The organism is Lysobacter korlensis (genome assembly GCF_042434515.1).
Genome location: NZ_JBHLTG010000005.1, coordinates 476,638 through 499,610, shown reverse-complemented (window position 1 = coordinate 499,610; position 22,973 = coordinate 476,638). Strand labels below are relative to the sequence as shown.

Annotated in this window: 22 protein-coding genes; 11 read left to right on the top strand and 11 right to left on the bottom strand. The window is 70.4% G+C overall.

Annotation, left to right across the window (positions count from 1 at the left end; genetic code table 11):
* Positions 1-83: 83 nt before the first annotated feature.
* Positions 84-2,006 (bottom strand): DEAD/DEAH box helicase, encoded by a 1,923-nt coding sequence (locus tag ACFFGH_RS21840; protein ID WP_386672261.1) that lies wholly within the window; start codon positions 2,004-2,006, stop codon positions 84-86.
* A gap of 196 nt (positions 2,007-2,202) precedes the next feature.
* Here ACFFGH_RS21840 and ACFFGH_RS21835 point away from each other — a divergent pair, with 196 nt between their 5' ends.
* Positions 2,203-3,183, top strand: coding sequence for an alpha/beta hydrolase (locus ACFFGH_RS21835; RefSeq protein ID WP_386672259.1), 981 nt, complete (start codon positions 2,203-2,205; stop codon positions 3,181-3,183).
* Positions 3,180-3,680: a GNAT family N-acetyltransferase gene (locus tag ACFFGH_RS21830; RefSeq protein WP_386672257.1), complete on the top strand. Its 501-nt coding sequence runs from the start codon at positions 3,180-3,182 to the stop codon at positions 3,678-3,680. Before ACFFGH_RS21835 ends, ACFFGH_RS21830 begins: the two co-directional genes overlap by 4 nt.
* Here ACFFGH_RS21830 and ACFFGH_RS21825 read toward each other — a convergent pair.
* Positions 3,602-6,682: an efflux RND transporter permease subunit gene (locus ACFFGH_RS21825; protein ID WP_386672255.1), complete on the bottom strand. Its 3,081-nt coding sequence runs from the start codon at positions 6,680-6,682 to the stop codon at positions 3,602-3,604. The genes ACFFGH_RS21830 and ACFFGH_RS21825 overlap by 79 nt on opposite strands.
* Positions 6,683-6,773: 91 nt before the next feature.
* On the bottom strand, positions 6,774-8,198 hold the full coding sequence (gene yczR, locus ACFFGH_RS21820; protein ID WP_386672253.1) for a MocR-like transcription factor YczR: 1,425 nt from the start codon (positions 8,196-8,198) through the stop codon (positions 6,774-6,776).
* A gap of 62 nt (positions 8,199-8,260) precedes the next feature.
* On the opposite strand from yczR, the gene yczE reads away from it, so the two are divergent.
* Positions 8,261-8,899, top strand: coding sequence for a membrane protein YczE (gene yczE / locus ACFFGH_RS21815; protein WP_386672251.1), 639 nt, complete (start codon positions 8,261-8,263; stop codon positions 8,897-8,899).
* 177 nt (positions 8,900-9,076) lie between these two features.
* Here the strand turns inward: yczE and ACFFGH_RS21810 are convergent, their stop codons facing one another.
* A complete protein-coding gene (locus ACFFGH_RS21810) occupies positions 9,077-9,844 on the bottom strand; it encodes a MerR family transcriptional regulator (RefSeq protein ID WP_386672249.1) in 768 nt (255 codons plus the stop codon).
* A 131-nt stretch (positions 9,845-9,975) separates the two neighbouring features.
* Here ACFFGH_RS21810 and ACFFGH_RS21805 point away from each other — a divergent pair, with 131 nt between their 5' ends.
* Genes ACFFGH_RS21805 through ACFFGH_RS21790 form a run of 4 tightly spaced genes read left to right on the top strand, consistent with a single transcriptional unit; the run spans position 9,976 to position 12,303 of the window.
* Complete coding sequence (locus tag ACFFGH_RS21805) at positions 9,976-10,776, top strand: DUF4097 family beta strand repeat-containing protein (protein WP_386672247.1); 801 nt, start codon at positions 9,976-9,978, stop codon at positions 10,774-10,776.
* On the top strand, positions 10,773-11,405 hold the full coding sequence (locus ACFFGH_RS21800) for a PadR family transcriptional regulator (protein WP_386672245.1): 633 nt from the start codon (positions 10,773-10,775) through the stop codon (positions 11,403-11,405). The genes ACFFGH_RS21805 and ACFFGH_RS21800 overlap by 4 nt, the downstream gene beginning before the upstream one ends.
* A gap of 11 nt (positions 11,406-11,416) precedes the next feature.
* Positions 11,417-11,935, top strand: a complete 519-nt coding sequence (locus ACFFGH_RS21795) for a fluoride efflux transporter FluC (protein WP_386672243.1) — start codon at positions 11,417-11,419, stop codon at positions 11,933-11,935.
* A complete protein-coding gene (locus ACFFGH_RS21790) occupies positions 11,932-12,303 on the top strand; it encodes a fluoride efflux transporter FluC (RefSeq protein ID WP_386672241.1) in 372 nt (123 codons plus the stop codon). Before ACFFGH_RS21795 ends, ACFFGH_RS21790 begins: the two co-directional genes overlap by 4 nt.
* Positions 12,304-12,430: 127 nt before the next feature.
* On the opposite strand, the gene ACFFGH_RS21785 is transcribed toward ACFFGH_RS21790, so the two are convergent.
* On the bottom strand, positions 12,431-13,525 hold the full coding sequence (locus ACFFGH_RS21785) for an FAD-dependent oxidoreductase (protein WP_386672239.1): 1,095 nt from the start codon (positions 13,523-13,525) through the stop codon (positions 12,431-12,433).
* Between the two features lie 127 nt (positions 13,526-13,652).
* Here ACFFGH_RS21785 and ACFFGH_RS21780 point away from each other — a divergent pair, with 127 nt between their 5' ends.
* A complete protein-coding gene (locus tag ACFFGH_RS21780; protein WP_386672237.1) occupies positions 13,653-13,853 on the top strand; it encodes a DUF3073 domain-containing protein in 201 nt (66 codons plus the stop codon).
* 77 nt (positions 13,854-13,930) lie between these two features.
* Here the strand turns inward: ACFFGH_RS21780 and purM are convergent, their stop codons facing one another.
* A complete protein-coding gene (gene purM, locus ACFFGH_RS21775) occupies positions 13,931-15,031 on the bottom strand; it encodes a phosphoribosylformylglycinamidine cyclo-ligase (RefSeq protein ID WP_386672235.1) in 1,101 nt (366 codons plus the stop codon).
* A gap of 73 nt (positions 15,032-15,104) precedes the next feature.
* Between purM and purF the strand changes: the two genes are divergently transcribed.
* Complete coding sequence (gene purF, locus ACFFGH_RS21770) at positions 15,105-16,574, top strand: amidophosphoribosyltransferase (protein WP_386672233.1); 1,470 nt, start codon at positions 15,105-15,107, stop codon at positions 16,572-16,574.
* A gap of 75 nt (positions 16,575-16,649) precedes the next feature.
* On the opposite strand, the gene ACFFGH_RS21765 is transcribed toward purF, so the two are convergent.
* Positions 16,650-17,093, bottom strand: a complete 444-nt coding sequence (locus ACFFGH_RS21765) for a hypothetical protein (protein WP_386672231.1) — start codon at positions 17,091-17,093, stop codon at positions 16,650-16,652.
* On the bottom strand, positions 17,090-17,476 hold the full coding sequence (locus ACFFGH_RS21760; RefSeq protein ID WP_386672229.1) for a sterol carrier family protein: 387 nt from the start codon (positions 17,474-17,476) through the stop codon (positions 17,090-17,092). Before ACFFGH_RS21760 ends, ACFFGH_RS21765 begins: the two co-directional genes overlap by 4 nt.
* A gap of 36 nt (positions 17,477-17,512) precedes the next feature.
* Between ACFFGH_RS21760 and purD the strand changes: the two genes are divergently transcribed.
* The gene (purD, locus tag ACFFGH_RS21755) at positions 17,513-18,754 is read left to right on the top strand and encodes a phosphoribosylamine--glycine ligase (RefSeq protein WP_386672227.1); all 1,242 of its coding nucleotides are present in this window, start codon (positions 17,513-17,515) and stop codon (positions 18,752-18,754) included.
* Positions 18,751-19,617 carry a phosphoribosylaminoimidazolesuccinocarboxamide synthase gene (locus ACFFGH_RS21750; RefSeq protein WP_386672225.1) on the top strand — a complete coding sequence of 289 codons (867 nt, stop codon included), beginning with the start codon at positions 18,751-18,753 and terminating at the stop codon, positions 19,615-19,617. Before purD ends, ACFFGH_RS21750 begins: the two co-directional genes overlap by 4 nt.
* Here ACFFGH_RS21750 and denD read toward each other — a convergent pair.
* The 3 genes from denD to ACFFGH_RS21735 are packed head-to-tail and all read right to left on the bottom strand — an operon-like array spanning position 19,614 to position 22,926.
* The gene (gene denD, locus ACFFGH_RS21745; RefSeq protein ID WP_386672223.1) at positions 19,614-20,618 is read right to left on the bottom strand and encodes a D-erythronate dehydrogenase; all 1,005 of its coding nucleotides are present in this window, start codon (positions 20,616-20,618) and stop codon (positions 19,614-19,616) included. The two genes, ACFFGH_RS21750 and denD, sit on opposite strands and share 4 nt — an antisense overlap.
* Positions 20,615-21,907: a four-carbon acid sugar kinase family protein gene (locus ACFFGH_RS21740; RefSeq protein WP_386672221.1), complete on the bottom strand. Its 1,293-nt coding sequence runs from the start codon at positions 21,905-21,907 to the stop codon at positions 20,615-20,617. The genes denD and ACFFGH_RS21740 overlap by 4 nt, the downstream gene beginning before the upstream one ends.
* Positions 21,904-22,926: a zinc-dependent alcohol dehydrogenase family protein gene (locus ACFFGH_RS21735; protein ID WP_386672219.1), complete on the bottom strand. Its 1,023-nt coding sequence runs from the start codon at positions 22,924-22,926 to the stop codon at positions 21,904-21,906. Before ACFFGH_RS21735 ends, ACFFGH_RS21740 begins: the two co-directional genes overlap by 4 nt.
* Positions 22,927-22,973: the final 47 nt, after the last annotated feature.

Below are 22,973 nucleotides of genomic sequence, written 5' to 3'. Positions count from 1 at the left end.
GAGGCGACCCCCGGTGCGCTGAGCCAGGACGTGGAAGCCCGCCCGGCCCGGGAAGGGCCGGACGGGCTGCAAGCGGTGCCGGATCAGACCGCTGCGAGGTCGTTCAGCAGCTCGTCCCCGACGGCGACGGGGGTCCACGACGCCTCGATCTCCGCACGCCCGAGGAGCTCCTCGAGCCGGCGACGGCGGTTCCGCGGCACCAGCGTCACGACGGTGCCCACCTTGCCCGCGCGGCCGGTGCGTCCGGAGCGGTGCAGGTAGGTCTTGTACTCGTCGGGAGCATCGGCCTGGATGACCAGCGAGATGTCATCGACGTGGATGCCGCGCGCCGCGACATCCGTCGCGACGAGCACGTTCACCCGCCCGCTCGTCAGCTTCTCAAGGTTCCGTGAGCGGCGGGCCTGGTTCAAGTCGCCGTGCAGGCTGACGGCCGGGATGTCGGCGTTCTCGAGCATGTCGGCGAGCTGCTCCGCGAAGGCACGGGTGCGGGCGAACACGAGGGTCTTGCCCGCACCGCCCGCGAGCTGCTCGATGATGGCCGCCTTCTCACGCTGGTCGATGAGCAGCACGCGGTGGTCGATGGTCGAGGACGCCTGATCCTCACCGGCGACCTCGTGCACGCTCGGGTCGTTCAGGAACTCCTCCACGAGCGCGGCGACGCGGGCGTCGAGGGTGGCGGAGAAGAGCAGCCGCTGCCCGTGCGGGGCGGTCAGCCGCAGGATCCGCTGCACCGGCTCGAGGAACCCGAGGTCCGCCATGTGGTCGGCCTCGTCGAGCACGGTTACCACGACCTCGCTGAGGTCGAGCCTGCCCTGCTCGATGAGGTCCTCGATGCGGCCGGGCGTGCCGATGACGATGTCGACGCCGCGCTGCAGCGCCATGACCTGCCGCTGCTGCGGCACCCCGCCGTAGATCTGCGTGGTGAAGAGGCCGACGCTGCGCGCGATCGGCTGCACCGTGCGGTCGATCTGCAGCGCGAGCTCACGGGTCGGCGCGAGGATGAGCGCCCGCGGGTTGCGGCCAGGGCGACGCTTCAGCCCGCCGCCGTTCTCCATGAGCTTCTCGACGAGCGGCGCACCGAACGCGATGGTCTTGCCCGAGCCCGTGCGGCCTCGGCCGAGCACGTCGCGACCGGCGAGCACCTGCGGGATGGTCGCCGCCTGGATCGGGAACGGCGACTCGGCGCCGAGCTCGCCCAGTACACGGGTGATGTTGCTGCCGAGGCCGAGGTCGGTGAAGGTCACACCCTCGACATCGGACGCCTCCACGGCCTGCGCCTCGAGGCGCTCCAGCACGACGTCGTCCTCGGGGGTGAAGTGCTGCGCGTCCTTGCTGGGGTAGAAGTCGGACTCCCGCTCCACCGGTCGCTCGGCACGGTCGTAGCGCTCACGACGGTCGCTGGAGACGCGCGCGGGGCGCTCAGCGCGGTCGCCGTGCGCCTCACGGAAGGAGCGGCTGGGCGACGGACGTTCGCCACGGTCGGGGCGGAAGCTGCGCTCGGGGCGGGCATCGCGGTCCTCGCGGAAGGAACGTGCCGGACGGAGCTCGCGGTCGCCCCGGAAAGGACGCTCTGAGCGGTCGGCTCGGAGCTCCTGGAACCCGCGCTCGGGACGAGCGGCTCGGTCTTCGCGGCCGCCACGCTCGCCGCGCGGCCCGGAACCGGCACGGGCGCCGCCGGCCCGCCGGTCGTTTCGCTCCTGAGCGGAACGTCGGTCCGTCTCCCAGGACTTGCGCGGCGCCGACGACTTCTGGCGCGGCTCCCAGTTCGGCCGGGAGTCCGCCGCCGGCTCACGACGGGAGTCCCCGCCGCGCGGACGCTCGGCGGCGCGACCGCGGGTGATCCGCTCCTCCGAGGTCCAGCGGCGCTTCGGTGCCGCCTGTTCCTCAGCGCGGAACCCGCGGTGCTTCGGGCTCTTGCTGCCCGCCTTCGCCGCGCCGGCGCGACCGCCGGGGGATCGGGTGGGCTTCTGGGCGCGCGATTGCGCAGCCCGCTTGAATTCAGGCATGAGGTACTTTCCGGGTACGAATGGAAGAAAACCCGGGCAGACGTTGGCCGGGACCGCTCACATCACAGTGATCTCCAGCTGACTGCTGGAAAGACGGTCCGAGGACTCACATAAACGCTCGCGGATGCCCGCGTGTCCAAGACCGACCTTCCTACGTTACGCGAAAAGCGCTGCCAGCACTTATGGTGATGCCAAGATGTTCCTGCCAATCCGCCGAGAGCGACACCGGTGGATGCGCGCGCGGCTGGTCGCGGTCCCGATGCTGTTCGCGCTCGCTGCGGTCGGTTGCGCCGGGAGCGGCGGCGTACAGCGACCGCCGGTCACGGGAGCCGCCGCCGAGGCCGTCGCGGAACCAGTCCTGGTCGAGCTGCCCTCGTACCCGGGGGTCACCGTGCTCGAGGATGAGCAGTACGCCACCGCGGGCGGCGAACCCCTGTTGCTCGATGTCTGCCTGCCACCGGAGGCCCCCGACGGCTCCCCCGGACTGCGCGCCGCAGTCGTCTCCATCCACGGCGGCAGCTGGAGCCGCGGGGACAAGACCGACCCCCACTGGCGGAATGTCTGCGAATGGCTCGCCAGCGACGGCTTCGTCGTCTTCTCGATCAACTACCGGCTGGCGCCGGAGTGGACGTTCCCCGCTCAGCCGGACGACGTCCGGTCGGCGGTGGCATGGATCAGGGAGCCGGAACAGCTGAGGGCGTTCAGCGTCGATCCGGCCCGCATCGGCGCGTTCGGCGGATCCGCGGGGGGCAACCTCGCGGCCCTGCTCGGCACCGAGGGCACCGGACCGCTGACCGAGGGCACGCGGGTCGCCGCGGTCGCCGAGCTCAGCGGTCCAGCCGATCTGACCGGTTCTGCGGCATCCGGACCGGTCGCGGCGGACTTCGCCCGGGTGCAGGCGTCATACCTGGGCTGCCTCGAGGCGCCGTCCTGCGACGCCGCCGAGCCTGCCTCCCCCCTCTCCTGGATCGACCCGACGGATCCCCCGTTCTTCATCGGCCATGCCGCGAATGAGCGCATCCCCCTGGCGCAGTCGCGCACGTTCGCGGCGGCGCTCGAGGCAGCCGGCGTGCCGGTGCAGCTGGCGGTGGTGGACGGGATGCTGCACTCTGTGGCGCTGCTCAACGAGCCGATGCGGGTGGCGATCCGCGACTTCTTCCTGCGGGAGCTCGGATGACGGTCGCCGTCGCGGTGGAGCATCCGAGCGCACGTGGGGTCGCCGACCTCGTCCGGGAGGGTGACGCGCACGGGCTGAGCCTGTATCCCGCGGAGAGCTACTACGCCCTCGACCTCGCCTCGCTCGCGGACCCCGAGGTTCGGCTGTTCGTCGCACGCCGGGAGGGCGTCGCGGTCGGCATCGCCGCGCTCGTGCTCGCGGCACCAGGCGGCGAGACGCCCGAGGCGGAGCTGAAGCGGATGTTCGTCGCGCCCGCGGCCCGGGGCGCCGGGGTCGCCACCGCCCTCCTGACGACGCTCGAGCGGACCGCCGTCGACCTCGGCGTCTCGCGCCTCGTGCTCGAAACGGGGCCGCGCCAGCCGGAGGCGATCGCGCTCTACGAGAAGCACGGCTACGTCCGGATCCCGAACTTCGGTCCCTACATCAACGACCCTCTGTCGCTCTGCTTCGCCAAGGACCTCTCGGATCGACGCTCGCGCCAGCCCTCGACCAGGTAATAGAGCGCAGGCAGCACCACCAGCGTCAGGAGGGTCGAGGACAGCAGGCCGCCGATCACCACGATCGCGAGCGGCTGCGAGATGAACCCGCCCTGCCCGGTGATGCCGAGCGCAAGCGGCAGCAGCGCGAAGATCGTCGCGAGCGCCGTCATCAGGATCGGCCGGAGCCGTCGGCTGGCGCCGCGCACGATCGCGTCGTAGACCCTGGAGCCCCGTTCGCGGTATTGGTTCACCAGGTCGACGAGCACGATGGCGTTCGTCACGACGATGCCGATCAGCATCAGCACGCCGATCAGTGACGGCACGCCGAGTGGGATGTCCGAGACGATCTGCAGCAGGATGGCGCCGGTCGCGGCGAAGGGGATCGACACCAGCAGCAGCAGCGGCTGCCGGAGGCTCTTGAAGGTGGCGACCATCACGGTGTAGACGATGAGGATCGCGGCGAGCAGCGCCAGGCCGAGCTGCGCGAACGCGTCGCTCTGCTCCGCGGTGACACCACTCAGCTCCGCATCGGCGCCCGCGGGGAGCTCCACCGCGTCCACCGCCTCCTGGACCGCCGCGGACGCGCGGCCCACGTCGTCGGAGTTCGGGGTGATGCTCACCGTCGCGGCGCGCACGCCGCGGACCGTGGTGATGCTGACCGGTCCCTCGACCTCCTCCACCGTGGCGAGTGAGTCGAGCGGCACCAGTCCGGACGGTGTGGGGATCGGGAAGTCGCGGAACTCCTCGATCGAGTCCGGCGCATCCGGGTCGGCGATGTAGATCCCGAGCGTCGACTCGTCGATCACGACCGAGCCGACCGACGCCGGCAGGGTGCTCTGCGCGAGGATGCCGCCGACCGCGAGCTCGCTGAGCCCGGCCTGCGCGGCCTCCTCCCGGTCGACCTCGATGGCGAGGTACGGCTGCCGCTCGGCAAGGTCGCTGGTGGCCTCCGCGGTGACGTCCAGGTCGCGCACCGCCGCGAGCACGTCGTCGGCGGCGGTCTCCAGATCCTGCTGGCCGTTCGCGCTGATGTCCACCTCGATGTCGGACGAGGCGAAGCCCGAGCCTGCAGCGGCAAGGGTCAGCTCGCCCGCGTCGTCGGAGAGTGCGTCGATCTCGTCGCGCACGTCCGCGCGGAGCACCTCCTGGTCGGCGTCGTCCGCCGTTGTGATGGAGAACGTGGTGTCCGTCCGCCCGAAGAACGCGCGCGTGAACGAGCCGCCGGTGCCGACCGAGAGCTGCACCGTCTCGATCCCGTCGATGCCGAGCAGCACGTCCTCGACCTGCGCGGCCGCCTCGCTTCGCGCATCGAGGCTCGTCCCGGCGGGCAGCTGCTGAGTCACCGTGACGGTGTTCTGGCCGCTGTCGCCGATGAAGTTCGTCTTCATCAGCGGCACGAGGGCGCCCGTTCCGACCAGGATCAGAAGGGAGAGCAGCACCGTGACCAGCGGCCGCTTGAGGGTGAAGTCGAGGATGGGCAGATACCCGCGCTGCAGACGGGTGGCGCGGTCGTCGTCCGAGGTGCGGCGGATCGCCGTGTGGGGGTGCCGGTCGCGACCCAGGAACCAGTACGCGAGCACCGGCACGATGGTGAGCGACACGAACAGCGACGCCCCGAGCGCGATGGTGACGGTCAGTGCGAACGGCCGGAACAGCTCTCCCGTGATGTCCCCGACGAGCGCCAGCGGCAGGAAGACGGCGACCGTGGTGACCGTCGCGGAGGTGATGGCAACCGCAACCTCGCGGACGGCGGTGCGGATGGCTGCGAGTTTGTCCTCACCGAGTTCCAGATGCCGCTTGATGTTCTCGATCACCACGATCGAGTCGTCGACCACCCGGCCGACGGAGATCGTCAGTGCGCCGAGCGTCAGGATGTTGAGCGTGTACTCGGAGGCGAGCAGTCCGATGAACGTGATGAGCAGCGAAAGGGGGATCGAGATCGCGGTGACGAGCGTCGCGCGGATCGACAGCAGGAACACCAGGATCACGATCACCGCGAACAGCAGCCCGAGTGCGCCCTCCGTGGCGAGGCTCTCGATGGACTCCTCGATGAACGGCGCCTGATCGAACACGACGATGAGGCGGGTGCCGCTGCCGATCGCGTCCTCGAGGTCGGGCAGCATCGCCCGCACCTCACGGGACACATCGACGGTGTTGCCGTCGGGCGTCTTCGTGATGGCCAGGGTGAGCGCGGGCTCTCCGTTCACGCGGGAGATGCCGGTCACCGGGTCGTCGGCGAGCGCCACAGTCGCCACGTCGCCGAGCAGGGTCGCCCGGTTGCCGTCGAGCAGCGGCAGCGCGGCAAGGTCATCGGTGCTGCCGAGGCGGCTGCCGGCCTGCACGCTGAGGGTGTCGTCGCCCTCGGTCACCTCACCGGCCGGGATCAGCACGCCGTTGTCGTCGAGCGCGTCGAGGATCGCCCGCTGGCTCAGTCCGCGCGCGACGAGCTCCCCCGTGTCGGGGGTGATGGTGACCCGCCGGCCGGTCTCCCCCAGCACGCTGACCTCGCGCACATTGTCGAGGGCACGCAGGTCGGGCAGCGCCGACCTCTCGAGCGCCTCGGAGAGATCGCGGGGGTCGAGATCGCTGGTGACCGCCACCTGGATGACGGGCAGATCGTCGAGGCTCCCGGTGAGGATCTGCGGGTCGACATCGGCCGGAAGCCTTGACTCGATCCGGTTGACCGCGAGCTGCACCCGCTGCTCCGCTCGCGCGATCTCCGTCCCGTACTCGAACTCGACCGAAACCGTGGAGACGTTCGTGCTCGAATTGGCGGTGGTCCCGACGATGCCGGGCACGGCCTGCACAGCCGTCTCGATCGGGGTGCTCACCTCCTCGTTCACCACCTCCGGCGCGGCGCCCGGGTAGGAGGTGACGATCACCAGCTGCGGGAAGCTCACCGAGGGGATGAGCTCCTGCTTCAGGGAGGTGAGCGCGATCCCGCCGAAGATCGCGATGACCACCGAGACCAGGGCGATGAGCGCCCTGTTGCGGAGGCTGAACACGGCCAGAAGGTGCACGGCGACTTCCCGTCAGAGCGTGGGCGCCGGGGCGATCGCCGGCCCTAGCAGTATCCCAGCACTGTCGTGCGGCAAGGTTCGCGACGGCGGTTCAGATCACCTGCGGCAGCAGCTCGTCGGAGGCCGGCACCGGGTGCCGGAGCACCGTCTGCCAGGCGCGCTGCAGCGCCTCCACTGCGCGTAGCGTCTGGTCCTGCGGGTAGCTGAACGGGATCCGCAGGAACCGCTCGAATGCGCCGTCCAGGCCGAACCGGGGGCCCGCGGCAAGGGTCAGCCCCTCGTTTCGGGCCGCGAGGGTGAGCTGAGAGCTGACCGGAACGCCCAGGTTGACCCAGAGCGTCAGTCCGCCCTGCGCCGATGGCACCTCCCAATCGGGGAAGCGGGTACGGAGCTCGCGGACGAGGAAGTCGTGCCCGGTTCTCAGCAGCGCCCGTCGCTCCTCGAGGATCCGGTCGTAGTCCGGTAGCAGCGCGGTGACGATCAGCTGCTCGAGGATGGGGGTGCCGAGGTCGCCGGCGAACCGGGCACGCACCAGTCGCTGGATGACCGAGCGGTCGGCGCGGATCCAGCCGAGCCGCAGCCCGCCCCACACGGTCTTCCCGACGGAGCCGATCGTCAGCGCCCGCCCGAACGCGGCGAACGGCGGATGCTCCGGATCCCCGCCGAAGCCGAGTTCCGCCATGGTCTCATCGGCGATGAGGGAGGTCCCGTGCCGCTCGGCGAGCGCGAGCACTCGCGCGCGCTGCTCCGGCGGCATGCTGACCCCGGTCGGATTGTGGTGGTCGGGCATGAGGTAGCCGATCGCCGGGCTGCTGCGCTGGATCGCCTGTTCGGTGCCGTCCTCATCCCAGCCGCCGTCCGTGGTGACCGAGATGGGCACCATCCGCGCGCCCGCGCCGCGGAGCGCCTCGAGGCCGTGCGGGTAGGTCGGGTTCTCGATGAGGGCGCGGTCGCCGCGCGACAGCAGCGTGCGGGCGATGAGCGCGATCGCGTGCTGGGCGCCGACGGTGACCATGATCTGATCTGCATCGGTCGGCAGGCCGCGTTCGGTGTACCGCTGTGCGAGCGCTTCGCGGAGCACACGGATGCCGATGGGGTCGAATCCGGACTCGCCGAGGTACGCGGGCAGCTGTGCGGCTGCGGTCTCCGCGGCGCGCGCGACGGCGGGGATCGCCGGCAGCGTCGCCTTGCTGAGGTCGAGCAGCTCGCTCTGCTGAGGGTCGGGGGCGATCGAGCCGGCGAGCGGCATCCGGGCGACGCTCCCGGAGCCGCGGATGCTCGTCAGGTAGCCGGTCTCGCGCAGCGCGCCGTAGGCGGCGCTCACCGTGGTGCGGCTGAGCTCGAGCTGAGTCGCGAGCTCCCGCTCCGCCGGCAGCCGGGTGCCGAGGGCGATGCGACCGTCCAGGATGAGCAGGCGGATCCGGTCGGCCAGCAGCGAGTAGGCCGGGCCGCCGCCGATGGTGTGCCAGCCGGCGAGGAGGGATGCCAGGGCGCGCGCGGAGAGGGCGGTCGTCATCCGGCCACTTTAGCGCGATTGGCCTCTTGCCGGAAGGCCAATCGTGCAATTGGATTGCGAGCATGCACTTTGGACCGCGCCTCCCACGCCGCTTCAGCCAACTGGCCCTCGGCCTCTTCCTCTACGGGATCGCATTGGCCATGATGGTGCGCGCCGCGATCGGCGTCTCGCCGTGGGATGTGCTGACCCAGGGCGTGGACCGCCAGACGGGTCTCGGCTTCGGCCTGATCACGGTGCTCGTCGGCGCCCTGGTGCTGTTGCTGTGGATTCCGCTCCGCCAGCGGCCGGGACTCGGCACCATCGCAAACGTCCTCTTCATCGGCCCGAGCGTCGAGGTCGGTCTCGCGGTCATCCCGACCCAGACGGAGCCCCTCCCGCAGGGCGTCCTGTTCGCCGGCGGGCTGGCGCTCCTCGCCGTCGCGACCGGTCTCTACATCGGAGCGGGATTCGGTCCCGGCCCGCGCGACGGACTGATGACAGGCATCCACCGCCGCACCGGCTGGCCGATCTGGGTGGGGCGCTCCATCGTCGAGCTCACCGTGCTCGGCGTCGGCTGGATCCTCGGCGGCAACGTCGGCATCGGCACCGTCGCATTCGCGCTGCTGATCGGGCCGATGGTGAACGTCACGCTTCCGCTGCTCACCGTTCCGCTGGACCGCACCCCGCAGGTGCTCGCGACCGGAAAGGAGGTTCCCGCATGATCGCCACGCTGCTGCCGCTGGCCGCGATCTCGGCGTGGGCGATCCTCGCCACCGTCGTGGTCGTCGCCCGCGACGGCTACCGCCGCATCCCCACCCTCCCCTCCTGAGAGGTGAGTCGGTCCCTGAGCCTGTCGAAGGGACCATTCGGGCCGCCTCGACAGACTCAGCGACAGAGTTCTACGCGAGGTTGCGTGCCGCGTACTCCTTCAGCGCATCACGCACGAACTGGGCGCCGCCGTCCCCGGGGGTCGACTCGTAGTTCGCCGCGAACCGCGGGTCTGCGACGTACATCTCTCCGAGCCCGACCAGGTGCTCCGCGACTGGAGCCTTTCCCTGGTACGCCGCCGTCAGCCACTGGTAGTGGCGCTGTGCGAGCGCCTGGGCCTCGTCACTCGCCGGATCGACTCCGGCGAGCGCCGCACGTGACCAGTCGGCGGCGAGCCGCTTGTGCGAGTCCGTGAACTCGCGCTTCTGCGCGTCACTCAGTCCGCGCCACCAGCGGTCACCCTCGGCGTACGCCTCCTTGCCCCAGCGCTCCTCGACCTCCTCCTTGTACTGGGTGTGGTCGAATCCGTCGAACATCTCCTGTGCCATCAGTTGTTCACCTCCTTTCAGCTTCTCGATCGTGGTGCGGACGCTGGCGATCTGCCGATCGATCCGGTCCCGCTCGCTGCGCAGCCAGTCGAGGTGCGCGCCGAGAGCCTCGGCATGCTCGGTCTGGCCGTGCAGCGCCTGGGAGATCGTCGGAAGCCCCAAGCCCAGCTCTCGGAGCAGCAGGATGCGCTGCAGGCGAGTGAGGGCGTCCTCGTCGTAGTAGCGGTATCCGTTCGGCCCGATCCGGCTCGGCGCCAGCAGCCCGACGTCTCCGTAGTGCCGCAGTGTGCGGCTCGTGGTGCCCGTCAGCCTGGCCACCTCGTGGATCGGCCACTCCATTCGCACTTCCATGTCCAGAACGCTACGGGTTGACGTCGCGTCAATGTCAACACCCGGGACCCTTCGCGCACTTGCGCGACTCGGCAAACGCGATATATCGTGAGCGGCGAACGCGATATATCGCGACTGGAAGGAGGCGCCTGATGGCGCAGGAGAAGTGGCTGGTTTCCGGCCCGAAGGTCATCGACCTCGAGGTGGTCCGCAGGCTCAAGGTGGGCCTGGTCGGCGGCCAGGTGGACATCGTGGCGCACGACGAGCCCAGCGCACGGGTCGAGGTGCACTCGGTCACCGGGCGAGAGCTCAAGATCACACTCGACGGCGACGTGCTGGTGGTGGACCACCCGCAGCTCAGCTGGGACAACTGGCTGGAGTCGGTTCGGGCGTTCAAGGGCACCGCGAAGGCGGACCTCAGCATCATGGTGCCCCGCCAGGTGGCGCTGCGCCTCGGGGTCGTTTCCGCTGAGGCGCTGGTCAGCGGGCTCACGGACGACGCCGTCATCAGCACCGTCGGCGGCAGCGTCGTCGTCGACTCCGTCATCGGAGATCTGCAGCTGAACGCCGTCAACGCCGAGCTCTCGGTGCGGAACCACACCGGCAACGCGAACGTCAACACGGTGAGCGGCGACGTCACGGTCAGCGGTGCGGTGCACCGCTTCTCGAGCGACGGCGTGAGCGGGGACGTGTTCCTGGACCTCAGCGGCACTCCGGACGACGTGCGCGTGAACACCGTCAGCGGGGCCGTGACGATGCGGCTCGACGACGGCGTGCCGGCGAGATACCGGATCCACACGGTGACCGGAAGGCTGCAACTCGACGACAGCTCCCTGCGTGGTGTGCGTGGCGGATACACCGCCACCTACGGGCAATTGGACACGTCGTGGGTCGACTTCGTGGCGAACACCGTCTCCGGCAACGTGTCGGTTCTCCACACGGTGCGAGCATGACTCCCGCGGTGTTCGGGCACGGCCACCTGCGGCTGTACCTGCTCAGCCTGCTGGACGAGCAGCCGCGACACGGCTACGAGCTGATCCAGGCGCTCGAGCAGCGCTTCGGCGGCACCTATGTGCCGAGCGCGGGCACGATCTATCCGCGGCTCGCGAAGCTGGTGGAGGACGGTCTCATCACCAAGCGGGAGGACGGCCGGCGCAGCGTCTACGACATCACCGATGCCGGTCGTGAAGAGCTGCGGGCCCGAGCCGGCGAGCTCGACGGGATCGAGAGCGAGCTGAGCGACTCGGTGCGGCGCCTCGCGGACGAGGTGCGCTCGTCGGTGAACGCGGCGATGCGCACCCTGCGGGCGGATCTTGCGGCGAACGCCAGGGAGGCGCGCGATGAGTCAAGATCGGCTGGCGCTTCGGGGCGCACCGAGAACGTGTCGGTGCGGGTGGAGAGCCGGAGCAGGCTGCAGGAGGCGGAGGCCGCGCTCGCGGAGTTCCGCGCCGAGCTGCGCTCGGACCTGCGCCGAGCCGTCGTCGAGGGCGAACTGACGGCGGAGACCGTGCGCGAGCTCCGCGGCGGGCTGGATGAGCTCCGGCACCGGGTGCGCGAAAGTCTGACGACGCCCCGCGGCTAAGCTTCGGGCCTGTGAGCGCCCCGGTCCCCGACCCCGTCGAAGGAACCTCAGGCGCCGAACGAGAGCCGGCGCCTGAGCCCGTCGAAGGGACCGGACAGGCAGCTCATCGCGAACCTCCCCTGGCGCTCGTCCTCCTGGCGGTGTTCGCCGCTGGAGCGCTCGGCACCGCGGCACGTCTCGCGATCGACCTCGCCGCCCCGGCTCCGGGGGCCGGGATTCCGTGGTCGACGCTTGTCGTCAATACGGTCGGCTCGTTCGCACTCGGGCTCGTCGTCGCGATGCTGTCGCAGCGCGCCCCGGAGTGGCTGCGCGCGGGCGTCACCACCGGGCTCCTCGGCTCATTCACCACGTTCTCGGCGATCACCGTTGCCACGGTGGCGCTGACCGGCTCGGGCGCGCTCCTGAGCGCCGCGGTGCTGCTGCTCGTCTCCGTTGTCGCTGGAGTCCTCGCCGCTCTCGCCGGGATGGCGCTCGGATCGGCCATGAGGCGATCGGCACCGAGAAGACCGGCACGAAGGCGGCGCGCATGATCCCAGCCGTGTTCGGCGCTGCCGTGCTGGCCGGGGGTCTGGCCGCGGTCGCCCGCTACCTCGTCACTCGCTCGGTCGGTCCGACGCCGTTCCCCTGGGCGGTGCTGCTGGTGAACGTGATGGGATCCGCAATGGGCGGCGCCGCGCTCGGCATGGTGCAGGCGGGGGCGCTTCCGGCCGAGTGGGAGCTGGTCGTGCTCGGCGGTGTTGCCGGCGGCCTCACCACCTTCAGCACACTTGCGGTCGGCACGGTGCAGATTGCCCAGGCCGGCCGCCGGTGGTGGGCCGTCGGCAACGTGCTGGGCAGCCTCGTCCTCGGCATCGCCGCGGTCTGCGCCGGCTGGATGGCGGTGGCCCTCTTCGCCTGACCACCCGAACCTTCGAAATTCCGGACTCCGTGTGGCAGGTGCGGCTGGTGACTGCTGCTGCGATCTCAACGGTCTCGGAAACCCCGTCGGCATCGGGAGGTCCTGAATGATGAAAGGTGGCAGGGGGTCAGAGGTGGGAGAGGCTCGTCAGCACCTGACGCGCGATGACCCGGCCCGCCCGATTCGCACCGATGGTGCTTGCGGCGGGACCGTAGCCGGCGAAGAAGATGCGTCCGTCGCGCCAGGAGACACCGTTGCCGACCGCGATGCCGCCGGCCTTCTCACGCAGCTTCAGCGGCGCCAGATGGCGCAGCTCCGGCCGGAATCCCGTCGCCCAGATGAGCGCATCCGCGGGCTCGAACGTCCCATCCGCCCAGCGCACCCCATCCGGCTCGATCGAGGAGAACATCGGCCGGGCGCTGAGGAGGCCGCGGTCGATCGCCGCCTGGATGCGGCGACTGCGCGGAACACCGGTCGTGCTCACGATGCTGGGCAGCGCGCGACCCTCCCGAGCTGCCTCGTCCTGCAGCGCCACCGACGATTTGCCGGCCTCGATGTTGAGCTCCTGCTCGTCGAGGAAGCTGATCGGCCGGCGGGCGACCCAGGTGAGCCGGTCGGCGACGTGCTCCAGCTCGAGCAGGAATCCGATCGCGGAGGTGCCGCCGCCGATCACCACGACCTTCTGCCCGGCGAACTCCTCGGCACTCCGGTAATCGTTGGTGTGCACCTGCCGGCCGCGGAAGTTCCGCAAGCCTGGATACCAGGGCACGAATGGTGCACCCCAGGTGCCGGTCGCGTTCACCAGGATGCGGGTGGACACCTGGTCGTCGCCACCGGGTCCGCGAAAATGCACCATCAGATCCGCCCCGAAGTTCTCGACCGAGTACACCTCGGCGGGCCGGACCACCTGCAGCTCGTAGTGCTCCTCGTAGCGTCGGTAGTAGTCGGCGACGACGTCGCGGGCGGGCAGGGTGCGCTCCGCGGTCTCGAAACTGACGCCGAGCTCTTCCATGCCGGGCAGGTCATTCACCCGGTGGGCGAAGCCCAGCCGAAGCGCCTCCCAGCGGAACTGCCACGCACCGCCCGTGCCCGGCCCTCGGTCGAGCAGCACCACGTCGGTGCCCGGTTGCAGGCCGAAGCGGCGCAAGTAGTAGGCGGTCGAGAGACCCGCCTGGCCTGCGCCGATGATCACGACGGAGGTGTCCGTTGCGGCGGGGAGCACCGTCCAAGGCTACCCGTCGCCGGAGTCGCGACGGTCGGCTGCCTGGACGGGACCTCAGCGCTCCGTGATACGCTGAACGACAGATTTTTACGCCATTCGCATTCCTGAGTTCATGAGGGGGTCACGCATGGGGCGCGGCCGTCAAAAGGCAAAGCACACCAAGGTGGCCCGGGAGCTGAAGTACTTCAGCCCGGACACGAACTACAGCGCCCTCGAGCGCGAGCTTGGTTCTGCAGGCCACAGCGACTACGAGGACAAGTGGGCCGACTACGCGTCGTCAGACGACGACGAGGTCGGAGCGGAGCAGGGCGAGACCCGCACCGCGTGACTTCGCGTCGCCTTCCGGGTGACGAAGCGGCCCGCGCGCGCTGAGGAGCCGCACAGCGGCGCTCCTCCCTCACCGAGTCAGTCGGCGTAGCTGCCGACCAGGCGCACGGCTCCGCCGTTCACGCCCTTCGCGCCCTGCTCGAACTCGGTCAGGTCCTGGAACTCGTCGCGCACCTCGCCGGCGATCCAGGTGCGGATGCCGTCCTCCGCGAGCCGGTCGATCGCGGCCTCCGCACACCCCGCTGTGACGACGGCCAGCATGCCGATTCCGAGATTCCACGTGCCCTCGGTGCTCTCCAGCGACGCACCGCTGAGCGCAGTGAGCGCCTGGAAGACGGTCGGCGGCGACCAGGTCGACCGGTCCACCTCGACCCAGGAGCCCTCCGGGAGCACCCGCGCCAGGTTCGCGGCGATGCCGCCCCCCGTGACGTGACTGAGCGCGTGGAGTCCGGTGCCGATCTCATCGTCGCCGAGCAGTCGCAGCAGAGGCGCCGTGTAGAGCCGCGTGGGCTCGAGGAGCGCCTCCCCGACGGGTCCGCCGAAGTCCTCCAGCCGGTCGGTGTACCCGATCCCGCGCTGCGCGAGGATGTGCCGCACCAGTGAGAAGCCGTTGCTGTGCAGGCCGCTCGACTCCAGCGCCAGCACCACGTCGCCGGACCGGACCCGCGACGAATCGAGCAGGTCCTTGGCCTCCACGACGCCGACCGCGGCGCCGGCGACGTCGTAGTCGTCGGGGCCGAGGAGCCCCGGATGCTCCGCCGTCTCCCCGCCGACGAGCGCGGTGCCCGTGTCGGCGCAGGCGCGCGCGATGCCGGCGACGATGTCGGCGATCCGGGACGGCACCACCTTGCCGCAGGCGATGTAGTCGGTCATGAACAGAGGGCGAGCGCCGACGACCACGATGTCGTCGACGACCATGCCGACGAGGTCCTGGCCGATGGTGTCGTGCTTGTCGAGCGCCTGCGCGATCGCAACCTTGGTGCCGACGCCGTCCGTGGACGTCGCGAGCAGCGGGCGATCGTACTCCTTGAGGAACGACACGTCGTAGAGCCCGGCGAACCCGCCCACGCCGCCCAGCACATTGGGTCCGTGCGTCTCGGCGACCGCCGACTTCATCAGTTCGACGGCGAGATCTCCGGCCGCGGTGTCGACGCCGGCCTCCGCATAGCTGTCGGCCATTCCTTGGTTCCCATCGCGGCGTGAAAGACTTACCCCCGGCAATTCCCACTCTACGGTCTGGAGTCCGTACCGCATGTGCGGCATCGTGGGCATCGTTTCGGCGAGCCCAGTCAATCAACAGGTCTACGACAGCCTCTCCCTCCTGCAGCACCGCGGTCAGGACTCGACCGGCATCGCCACCAGCGAGGGCAGCATCGTCCACATGCACAAGGCCCGCGGCCAGGTGCGTGAGGCGTACCGCACCCGCGACATGAGGAGTCTTCTCGGCACGATGGGCCTCGGCCACGTGCGCTACACCACGCGCGGATCCGCGTCCGCCGAGGAGGAGTCGCAGCCGTTCTACGTGAACGCGCCGTACGGCATCGTGCTGGTGCACAACGGCAATCTCACCAACACACGGGAGCTCACGAAGGAGCTCTTCCAGGTGGACCGGCGCCACCTCAACACCAGCTCCGACACCGAGCTGCTTGTGAACGTGCTGGCGAACGAGCTGCAGGCGCAGCTCACCGGCCGGGCGGATGCGCGCGAGCTCGAAGCGGATGAGGTGTTCGCGGCGGTCAGCCGCCTGCACGAACGGGTCGAGGGCTCGTACGCGTCGATCGCGCTCATCGCCGGACAGGGCCTGCTGGCGTTCCGGGACCCGTTCGGCATCCGTCCGCTGGTGCTCGGCCGCCGGTCGAGCGGGCTGCTCAACGACGAATGGGTCGTGGCGAGCGAGTCGCTGGTGCTCGAGAGCGCCGGCTACGAGGTCGTGCGCGATGTCGCGCCCGGCGAGGCCGTCTACATCACGATGGACGGGCAGATGGAGAGCCGCCAGTGTGCGGCGAACCCGCGGCTGGTGCCGTGCTCGTTCGAATACGTCTACCTCGCGCGGCCCGACTCGATCATGAACGGCATCTCGGTGTACGAGGCGCGGCTGCGGCTCGGCAACCGGCTCGCCGACACGATCGCGCAGTACACGCCGCGCGGCGACGTCGACGTGGTCATGCCCATCCCGGATTCCTCCCGACCCGCTGCCATGCAGGTCGCACAGAAGCTGGGCATCGAATACCGTGAGGGCTTCTACAAGAACCGCTACGTCGGCCGCACGTTCATCATGCCCGGGCAGGAGCAGCGCTCGAAGAGCGTGAAGCAGAAGCTCAACGCGATGAGCTCGGAGTTCAAGGGCAAGAACGTGCTCATCGTCGACGACTCCATCGTGCGCGGCACCACCTCCCGGGAGATCGTCGACATGGCGCGGATGGCGGGCGCCAACAAGGTGACGTTCACCTCCGCGGCTCCTCCGGTGCGGCATCCGCATGTGTACGGCATCAACATGCCCACCCGGGGCGAGCTGATCGCGGCCGGGCGGAAGATTCCGGAGATCAACCGGGAGCTGGGCTCCGACTACCTGATCTACCAGGAGGTCGCCGACATGCGCGACGCGATCCTGGAGGGATCCGACATCACCGAGCTCGAGATGAGCTGCTTCACCGGGGAGTACGTCACGGGCACCGTGACCCCCGAGTACCTGGAGTGGGTGGAGCGCAACCAGAACAGCTGACCGCCGGGGACGGGCCGGTTCGGCGTACCCGGGCCGCCGCGGCGGGCCGCATCCGCCGAAGTGGCCCTTGTCCGGTCAGTCGCGCGGGGCCGGCCCGGTGCCGGGATCGCGAGTGTCGGGGCGGTCGGCGGGAAGGCCGGCATCGGCTTCCCCGTCGCGGGGCATGGGGTCGGCCTGCGCCTCGGCGGGCAGCGTCTCGATCGCCGGCTCCGCCACGGGCGGGTGCGACGGCGCGGTGATCTCGCTCCGCTCCGCGGTGACGGTCGTGGTCCGTCGCGCATAGACGCGCTCGAAGATCAGGGCGGTGATCCCGGCCAACAGCATCCCGATCGTGATGCCGAACAGCGCCAGGAACAGGAACATCTGCAGGAAGCCCACCTCGGGGTCCACCTCGCGCGTCGCGGTGAGGGTGAACGCCACGATGGCGCCGATCCCGCCGCCGATGGTCAGGAACGCCGGGTACTTGGGCGTGCGCCGGACGCGCACCTCATCGCGGTCGGCTCCGCCATCGTCGGTCACGGTCCCATTCTCCCGCCGTCGGCGCCGGACGGGCGAATCGGCAGGTGCTCCGACAGATCGGCGCGGAGGCCGGACGCCGAGATGCGGCCCGCCCTCAGGGCCTCCGGCCAGGCCAGCGAACCCGTCCCGAGCGCGATCCAGGTGGCGGCATCCATCTCGACGACATTGGGCGGCGTTCCGCGGGTGTGCGCCGGCCCTTCGATCACCTGCACCGCCCCATAGGGCGGCACCCTCACTTCCACGGCGTTGCCCGGCGCCCGCTCGTCCAGCAGCTGCAGCAGATAGCGCACGGCGGTGGCGATGGTCTCGCGGCCGGTGGCGCCGGCGAGGGCCGCATCGACCGCCTCCTCACCGGAGGCGGCTGAGATGCGGGCTCTGGCCATGCCCGTCACGCTAACAGCGCTGGGTACGCTGGACCGGTGAGGATTCTGGTACTCGGCTCAGGTGCTCGCGAGCACGCCATCGTCTCGGCGCTGCTGAGCGAGCCGGAGGCGCACGAGGTGATCGCGGCTCCAGGGAACGCCGGCATCGCCCGGGTGACGGAGGTGGTGCATCTCGACGCCGAGAACGCGGACCTCGTAGCGGACTTCGCGTTCGACAACGACATCCAGCTCGTCGTCGTCGGTCCCGAGGCGCCGCTCGTCGCGGGCGTCGCCGATGCGGTCGGCACACGCGGCATCCCGGTGTTCGGGCCGAGCCGCGCGGCGGCGCAGCTGGAGTCCAGCAAGACGTTCGCGAAGCGGGTCATGGACGAGGCGGGCGTGCCCACCGGCCGAGCGGTGCGCGCCGGCACCCTCGACGAGGCCATCGAGGCGATCGACTCGCTCGGTTCGCCGTATGTGGTGAAGGCCGACGGGCTCGCGGGCGGCAAGGGTGTGCTCGTCACTCCCGACCGCGACGCGGCGATCGCGCACGCCACTTCATACCTGCACCAGGGCAGCGTGCTGATCGAGGAGTTCCTCGACGGGCAGGAGGTCTCGCTGTTCCTGCTGAGCGACGGGCACGACGTCCTGCCGCTCAGCCCCGCTCAGGATTACAAGCGACTGCTCGACGGCGACGAGGGTCCGAACACCGGCGGGATGGGCGCCTACTCGCCGTTGCCGTGGCTGCCCGACGGCTTCGTCGACGAGGTGGTCGAGACCATCGCGCTGCCGACGATCCGCCAGCTGGAGCGGGAAGGGACGCCGTTCCTCGGCCTGCTCTATTGCGGCCTGATCCTCACCGAGCGCGGCATCCGGGTGATCGAGTTCAACGCCCGTTTCGGGGACCCGGAGACGCAGGTGGTGCTGCCGCGGCTGCGTACACCCCTCAGCAGGCTGCTCTTCGCCGCCGCGACCGGACGGCTCACCGAGCTGGAGCGGCCGGAGTTCTCCGATGACGTCGCGGTGACCGTCGTGCTCGCCAGCGAGGGCTACCCGGAGTCACCGGTCACCGGTCGGCCGATCCGCGGACTCGACGACGTGCAGGATGCCCGGATCGTGCACGCAGCGACGGCGGAGCGCGACGGCGAGCTGTTCGCCACCGGCGGCCGGGTGCTGAGCGTCGTCGCGACGGCCCCCGACTTCGCGGAGGCCAGACGGCTCGTCTACGGCGCCCTGGAGCGGATCTCCCTCGAGGGGGGCCAGTACCGCACCGACATCGCCGCCCGCGTGGTGCCGTGACCTCCGTCGTTCCGGTTCCCGGCTGGGAGCATGTCTACTCGGGAAAGGTGCGCGACCTCTACCGGCCGCTGGACGGCGATGCGGACCGGCTGCTCGTGGTCGCGAGCGACCGCGTCAGCGCGTTCGACCATGTGCTCGAGCCCGGCATCCCCGGCAAGGGGTCGCTGCTGACCGGCCTCTCGCTGTGGTGGTTCGGGGAGCTGGCGGAGTTCCCCTCTCACGTGCTGCCGGACGCGGTTCCGGATGAGGCCGCCGGACGCGCCATGGTCGTCAAGCGGCTGAGGATGTATCCGATCGAGTGCGTCGTGCGCGGTTACCTGACCGGAAGCGGCTGGGTCGAGTATCAACGGGATCAGGCGGTGTGCGGTGTGCCGCTGCCCGCGGGACTGCGCGACGGCGACCGGCTGCCGCAGCCGATCTTCACCCCCGCGTTCAAGGCGGAGCTGGGCGCGCATGACGAGAACATCACCTTCGGGCGCGTGATCGAGCTCGTCGGCGGGGATGCGGCAGAGGCACTGCGCTCCACGAGCCTCGCGATCTTCGAGCGCGCCGCCCGGATCGCCGAGGAGCGCGGCCTCGTGCTCGTCGACACGAAGTTCGAGTTCGGCGACGACTCCGGGATGCTGACCCTCGGGGACGAGGTGCTGACCTCGGACAGCAGCCGCTACTGGGATGCCGCCGCCTACGCCGCCGGCAAGCACGACAGCTTCGACAAGCAGATCGTGCGCAACTGGCTGAGCGAGAACTGGCCGAGCGCGGTGCGCGACACGACTCCCCCGCCGGTGCTGCCGGACGAGATCGTGGAGCGCACGGCAGCCCGGTACCGGGAGCTCGTGGAGCGACTGACCGGCCGACCCGCCTAAGGGGCCACCGGAGACCTCTCCAGCCCGGCGACGTACTCCCGGATGATGTCGTCGAAGGAGGGCGCCGCACGAAGCCCCAGCCGATTCGCCCGCTCGGTGCGGAATCGCGCCGGCCAGCTGGTCACGATCGCCGAGATGACCGGGTCCTCCTGCAACGACACGTGCGCGCTCGCGCCCGGGCCGACCACCCGGTCCAGTGCTTCGAGCATCGCGCCGGGGGTCGTCGTGAGCGCCGGCAGGTTCATCGCCGTCCGGCTTCCCCAGGCGGTGCCGTCGGCCGCCGCCGCGCGCAGGATCCCGTCGAGGGTCAGCGCCGGCGACGACAGCGCGACCGGCGTGTCCGCCGGAACGGGGCACACCGACCCTTTCCCGGCGATCGGCTCCCGGATGATGCCGGAGAGAAAGCTCGACGCAGCGGCGTTCGGCGTCCCCGGCCGGACGGAGACCGTCATCAGCCGCACGGCGCGCCCCCGGACGTATCCCTTCCGCGTGTAGTCGGCGAGCAGCAGCTCGCCGATGAATTTCTGCGTCCCGTAGCTCGACTGCGGCCTCGGCAGGGTGTCGTCGTCGACCTCGCCGATCGGGCCGGGAGCTGGATCGCTGCCGAACACGGCGAGCGAGCTGGTGAACACCACCATGGGACGGAAGGCGCCGTGCCGGCAGTGGTCGAGCAGGGCGACGAGCGCCTCGACGTTCGTCCGCATGCCCAGGTCGAAGTCGGCCTCGGCCGCACCGCTGACGACGCCGGCGAGATGGAAGATGACGTCCGGTTCGCCGAGCTCGGCCAGCAGCTCGACGAGATCCCCCGACAGCACCCGCACCCTCGGGTCCGACGGCGCGCCGCCCGGGGGAGGCTGCAGATCCAGCACGGTGAGGCGGCCCACCGTCCGCGTCTCACCTTCCACGGTCAGGAACCCGGCCGCCAGGATCCTCGAAGCGAGCGCCGTGCCGAGGAAACCGGCGCCCCCGGTGATCACGACGTCCACACCCGATCCCGTCACCCGTGCGCCTCCTTCCAGCTCCCCATGGCGTCCAGCACGTCGACGAGCGTCTCGCGGCCGCCGACGTTGCCGGGCACCACCACCTGGGTGCCCTGCCAGGACGGGCTCTCCAGATCCCACACCGAGATGCCGGGTGCGAGCTGACCGCGCACATGCGCGCGGGTCCCGCCGGTCGCGAGCCGCGCCACCTCCGCGGAGGTGATCCCGCCCTTCGAGACGAGCACCCCGGCGCTGCCGAGGAGCGCGGTCGTTGCGGTGGTCAGCGCACGCATCACGCGTTCACCGTGCGCCAGGGTGTTGTGGGTCTCGCGGCGAGACCGCTCCGTTGCGAGGACGACCCGATTGCGCTCTTCGAGGCGGGCTCTCGCGCGGGCCGCTGCATCGGCGCCCGCCCGTTCCGGTGACTCGAGGGCCGCATCCGTCGGAATCACGATCGCCTCGTCCCCAGTGGAGCGCAGCAGGAATTCGAGCTGCTCCGACGCCGCGGCGGTGTGGGACCCGCAGACGACGACGACGCCGCGCCGGGCGTCGGCACCGATCGGCCGCGGCAGATATCCGTCGCTCAGCCGGCCGGCGCAGATGGCCGCAAGGGTGGCGGCGCACCGGATGGCAACCGAGGCGCCCTGGTCGATCGCCGCGAGCAGCGCTCGGGAGATCAGCCGGAGGTCGTCGTCGGTGACCGCGTCCGGCACCACCACCTCGTCCGGCGAGGCGGTGCGGAGCTCCGCGGTCAGAGCCGCGCCGGCGGAGTCGCGGAGCCGCCGGAGCGGGACGGGCCGCGCCGATCGCCGCCCGACCTCGCGCACCCAGTCCCGCAGGTCGGAGCTGCGGTAGCCGAACACCGGGTCACGGGCGAACTCCGTCTCCGCGACGGGCCTGTCGACCCCGTCGATCCTCACCCGGTGGACCCCGTCCAGCGTCGTCCGGCCCCCGGCAGGGAACGCCGGCACGAACAGGATCGGGCCCGCCGCGTCGGCGAACACGTCGGATTCCGCGAACACGTGGCCGCGCAGCGTCGAGTCGCCGCGCAGCACGACGAGGATGCGCTCCCCGAGCAGCGATTCCGCCGCGCGCAGGTCCGCCCGGATCGACCGTGCGAGTTCCGTCGCCGCCGGCTCACTGAGCGCCCTGGAGTTGGTCTGCAGGTAGACGGCACCCTCCCTGCGCAGCACGTCGAGGATCGCGCCGACGTCCCAGCTGAGCAGCACGGTGACGTCGGTCGCCGATTGGGTTCCCGTCGGGTCATCGTCGAGGACGACGGTCAGCATCTCGGGGCGTCCTGGGGTCACGGGATCAGGGTCCGCGACTCCGTGTCGTTCGGCCTGATCTGCAGCTTTCGACCGACGCCGTCGCGGAACATCTGCAGCGCGTCGGCGTAGTCCTCGAGCGTGAACGAATGGCTGATCATCGGCTTCGGGTCGATCGCGCCCGCCTCGAACATCTCGACGGCGCGGCCGAACGTGTTCAGCACCGCCATGGTGCCGACGATGCTGATCTCGTCCCGGTACACCCGGAACGGGGAGTACTGCGCCGCCGCCCCGACCGGCGCGACGCCGAAGTGCTGGAATGCGCCGCCGGCCTTCACCCGAGGCAGCGCGTTCTCGATCGCCCGGATGCTGCCGGTGCAGTCGATCACGACGTCCCATTCAGCGCGTTCGGCGTCCTCGGCGTTCAGGAGCACATGCTGGACGCCGAGCTCTTTTGCGGTCTGCAGGCGGCGCTCGTTGATATCGACGATCGTGACGCTGGCGGCTCCGGCACGGGGCGCGAGCTGGGCCATCAGCAGGCCCATGGTGCCGGCGCCGTAGATCAGGTAGTGCTCGCCCATCCGGCGGGGAAGCAGGTCGTATCCGCGGATCGCGCACGCGAGGGGCTCGATCAGCGCCGCCTGGTGCAGATCCGTCTCCGGACGGAGCCGGTAGACATTCGCGGCGGGTGCGACGAAGCGCTCCTGAGCGGCTCCGTCCGATGCGACCACGCCGAGTCCGTTCCAGAAGCGGCAGAGGTTGCTCCTGCCGTTCAGGCAGAACTCGCACTCACCACAGGTGGTGCTCGGGTTGACCGCGACGTGCGCTCCGGGCTTCACCGTGGAGACGTCCGACCCGACGGCGAGCACGACGCCGGTCGCCTCGTGGCCGGGGACCAGCGGGTAGACGGTGCCCTCGAACTCGCCGTCGAAGACGTGCGTGTCCGTTCCGCACACTCCGACGGCCGCCGTCTCGATCAGCACGTCCTTCGGACCGAGCTCTGGCTCGGGGCGATCCTCGAGGGCGAGGCTGCCCTCCGATGTGAAGACGATGGCGCGCATGGTCGATTATCCAGCGACGGACCTGCCAGCGGACTGCGATGCCGATG

Coding starts and splice junctions, on each gene's coding strand:
- yczE (WP_386672251.1), top strand. CDS start 8,261: ATGCACTTTGGACCGCGCCTCCCACGCCGCTTCAGCCAACTGGCCCTC.
- ACFFGH_RS21830 (WP_386672257.1), top strand. CDS start 3,180: ATGACGGTCGCCGTCGCGGTGGAGCATCCGAGCGCACGTGGGGTCGCC.
- ACFFGH_RS21735 (WP_386672219.1), bottom strand. CDS start 22,926: ATGCGCGCCATCGTCTTCACATCGGAGGGCAGCCTCGCCCTCGAGGAT.
- ACFFGH_RS21780 (WP_386672237.1), top strand. CDS start 13,653: ATGGGGCGCGGCCGTCAAAAGGCAAAGCACACCAAGGTGGCCCGGGAG.
- ACFFGH_RS21790 (WP_386672241.1), top strand. CDS start 11,932: ATGATCCCAGCCGTGTTCGGCGCTGCCGTGCTGGCCGGGGGTCTGGCC.
- ACFFGH_RS21800 (WP_386672245.1), top strand. CDS start 10,773: ATGACTCCCGCGGTGTTCGGGCACGGCCACCTGCGGCTGTACCTGCTC.
- ACFFGH_RS21805 (WP_386672247.1), top strand. CDS start 9,976: ATGGCGCAGGAGAAGTGGCTGGTTTCCGGCCCGAAGGTCATCGACCTC.
- purM (WP_386672235.1), bottom strand. CDS start 15,031: ATGGCCGACAGCTATGCGGAGGCCGGCGTCGACACCGCGGCCGGAGAT.
- yczR (WP_386672253.1), bottom strand. CDS start 8,198: ATGACGACCGCCCTCTCCGCGCGCGCCCTGGCATCCCTCCTCGCCGGC.
- ACFFGH_RS21840 (WP_386672261.1), bottom strand. CDS start 2,006: ATGCCTGAATTCAAGCGGGCTGCGCAATCGCGCGCCCAGAAGCCCACC.
- ACFFGH_RS21835 (WP_386672259.1), top strand. CDS start 2,203: ATGTTCCTGCCAATCCGCCGAGAGCGACACCGGTGGATGCGCGCGCGG.
- purF (WP_386672233.1), top strand. CDS start 15,105: ATGTGCGGCATCGTGGGCATCGTTTCGGCGAGCCCAGTCAATCAACAG.
- ACFFGH_RS21760 (WP_386672229.1), bottom strand. CDS start 17,476: ATGGCCAGAGCCCGCATCTCAGCCGCCTCCGGTGAGGAGGCGGTCGAT.
- ACFFGH_RS21810 (WP_386672249.1), bottom strand. CDS start 9,844: ATGGAAGTGCGAATGGAGTGGCCGATCCACGAGGTGGCCAGGCTGACG.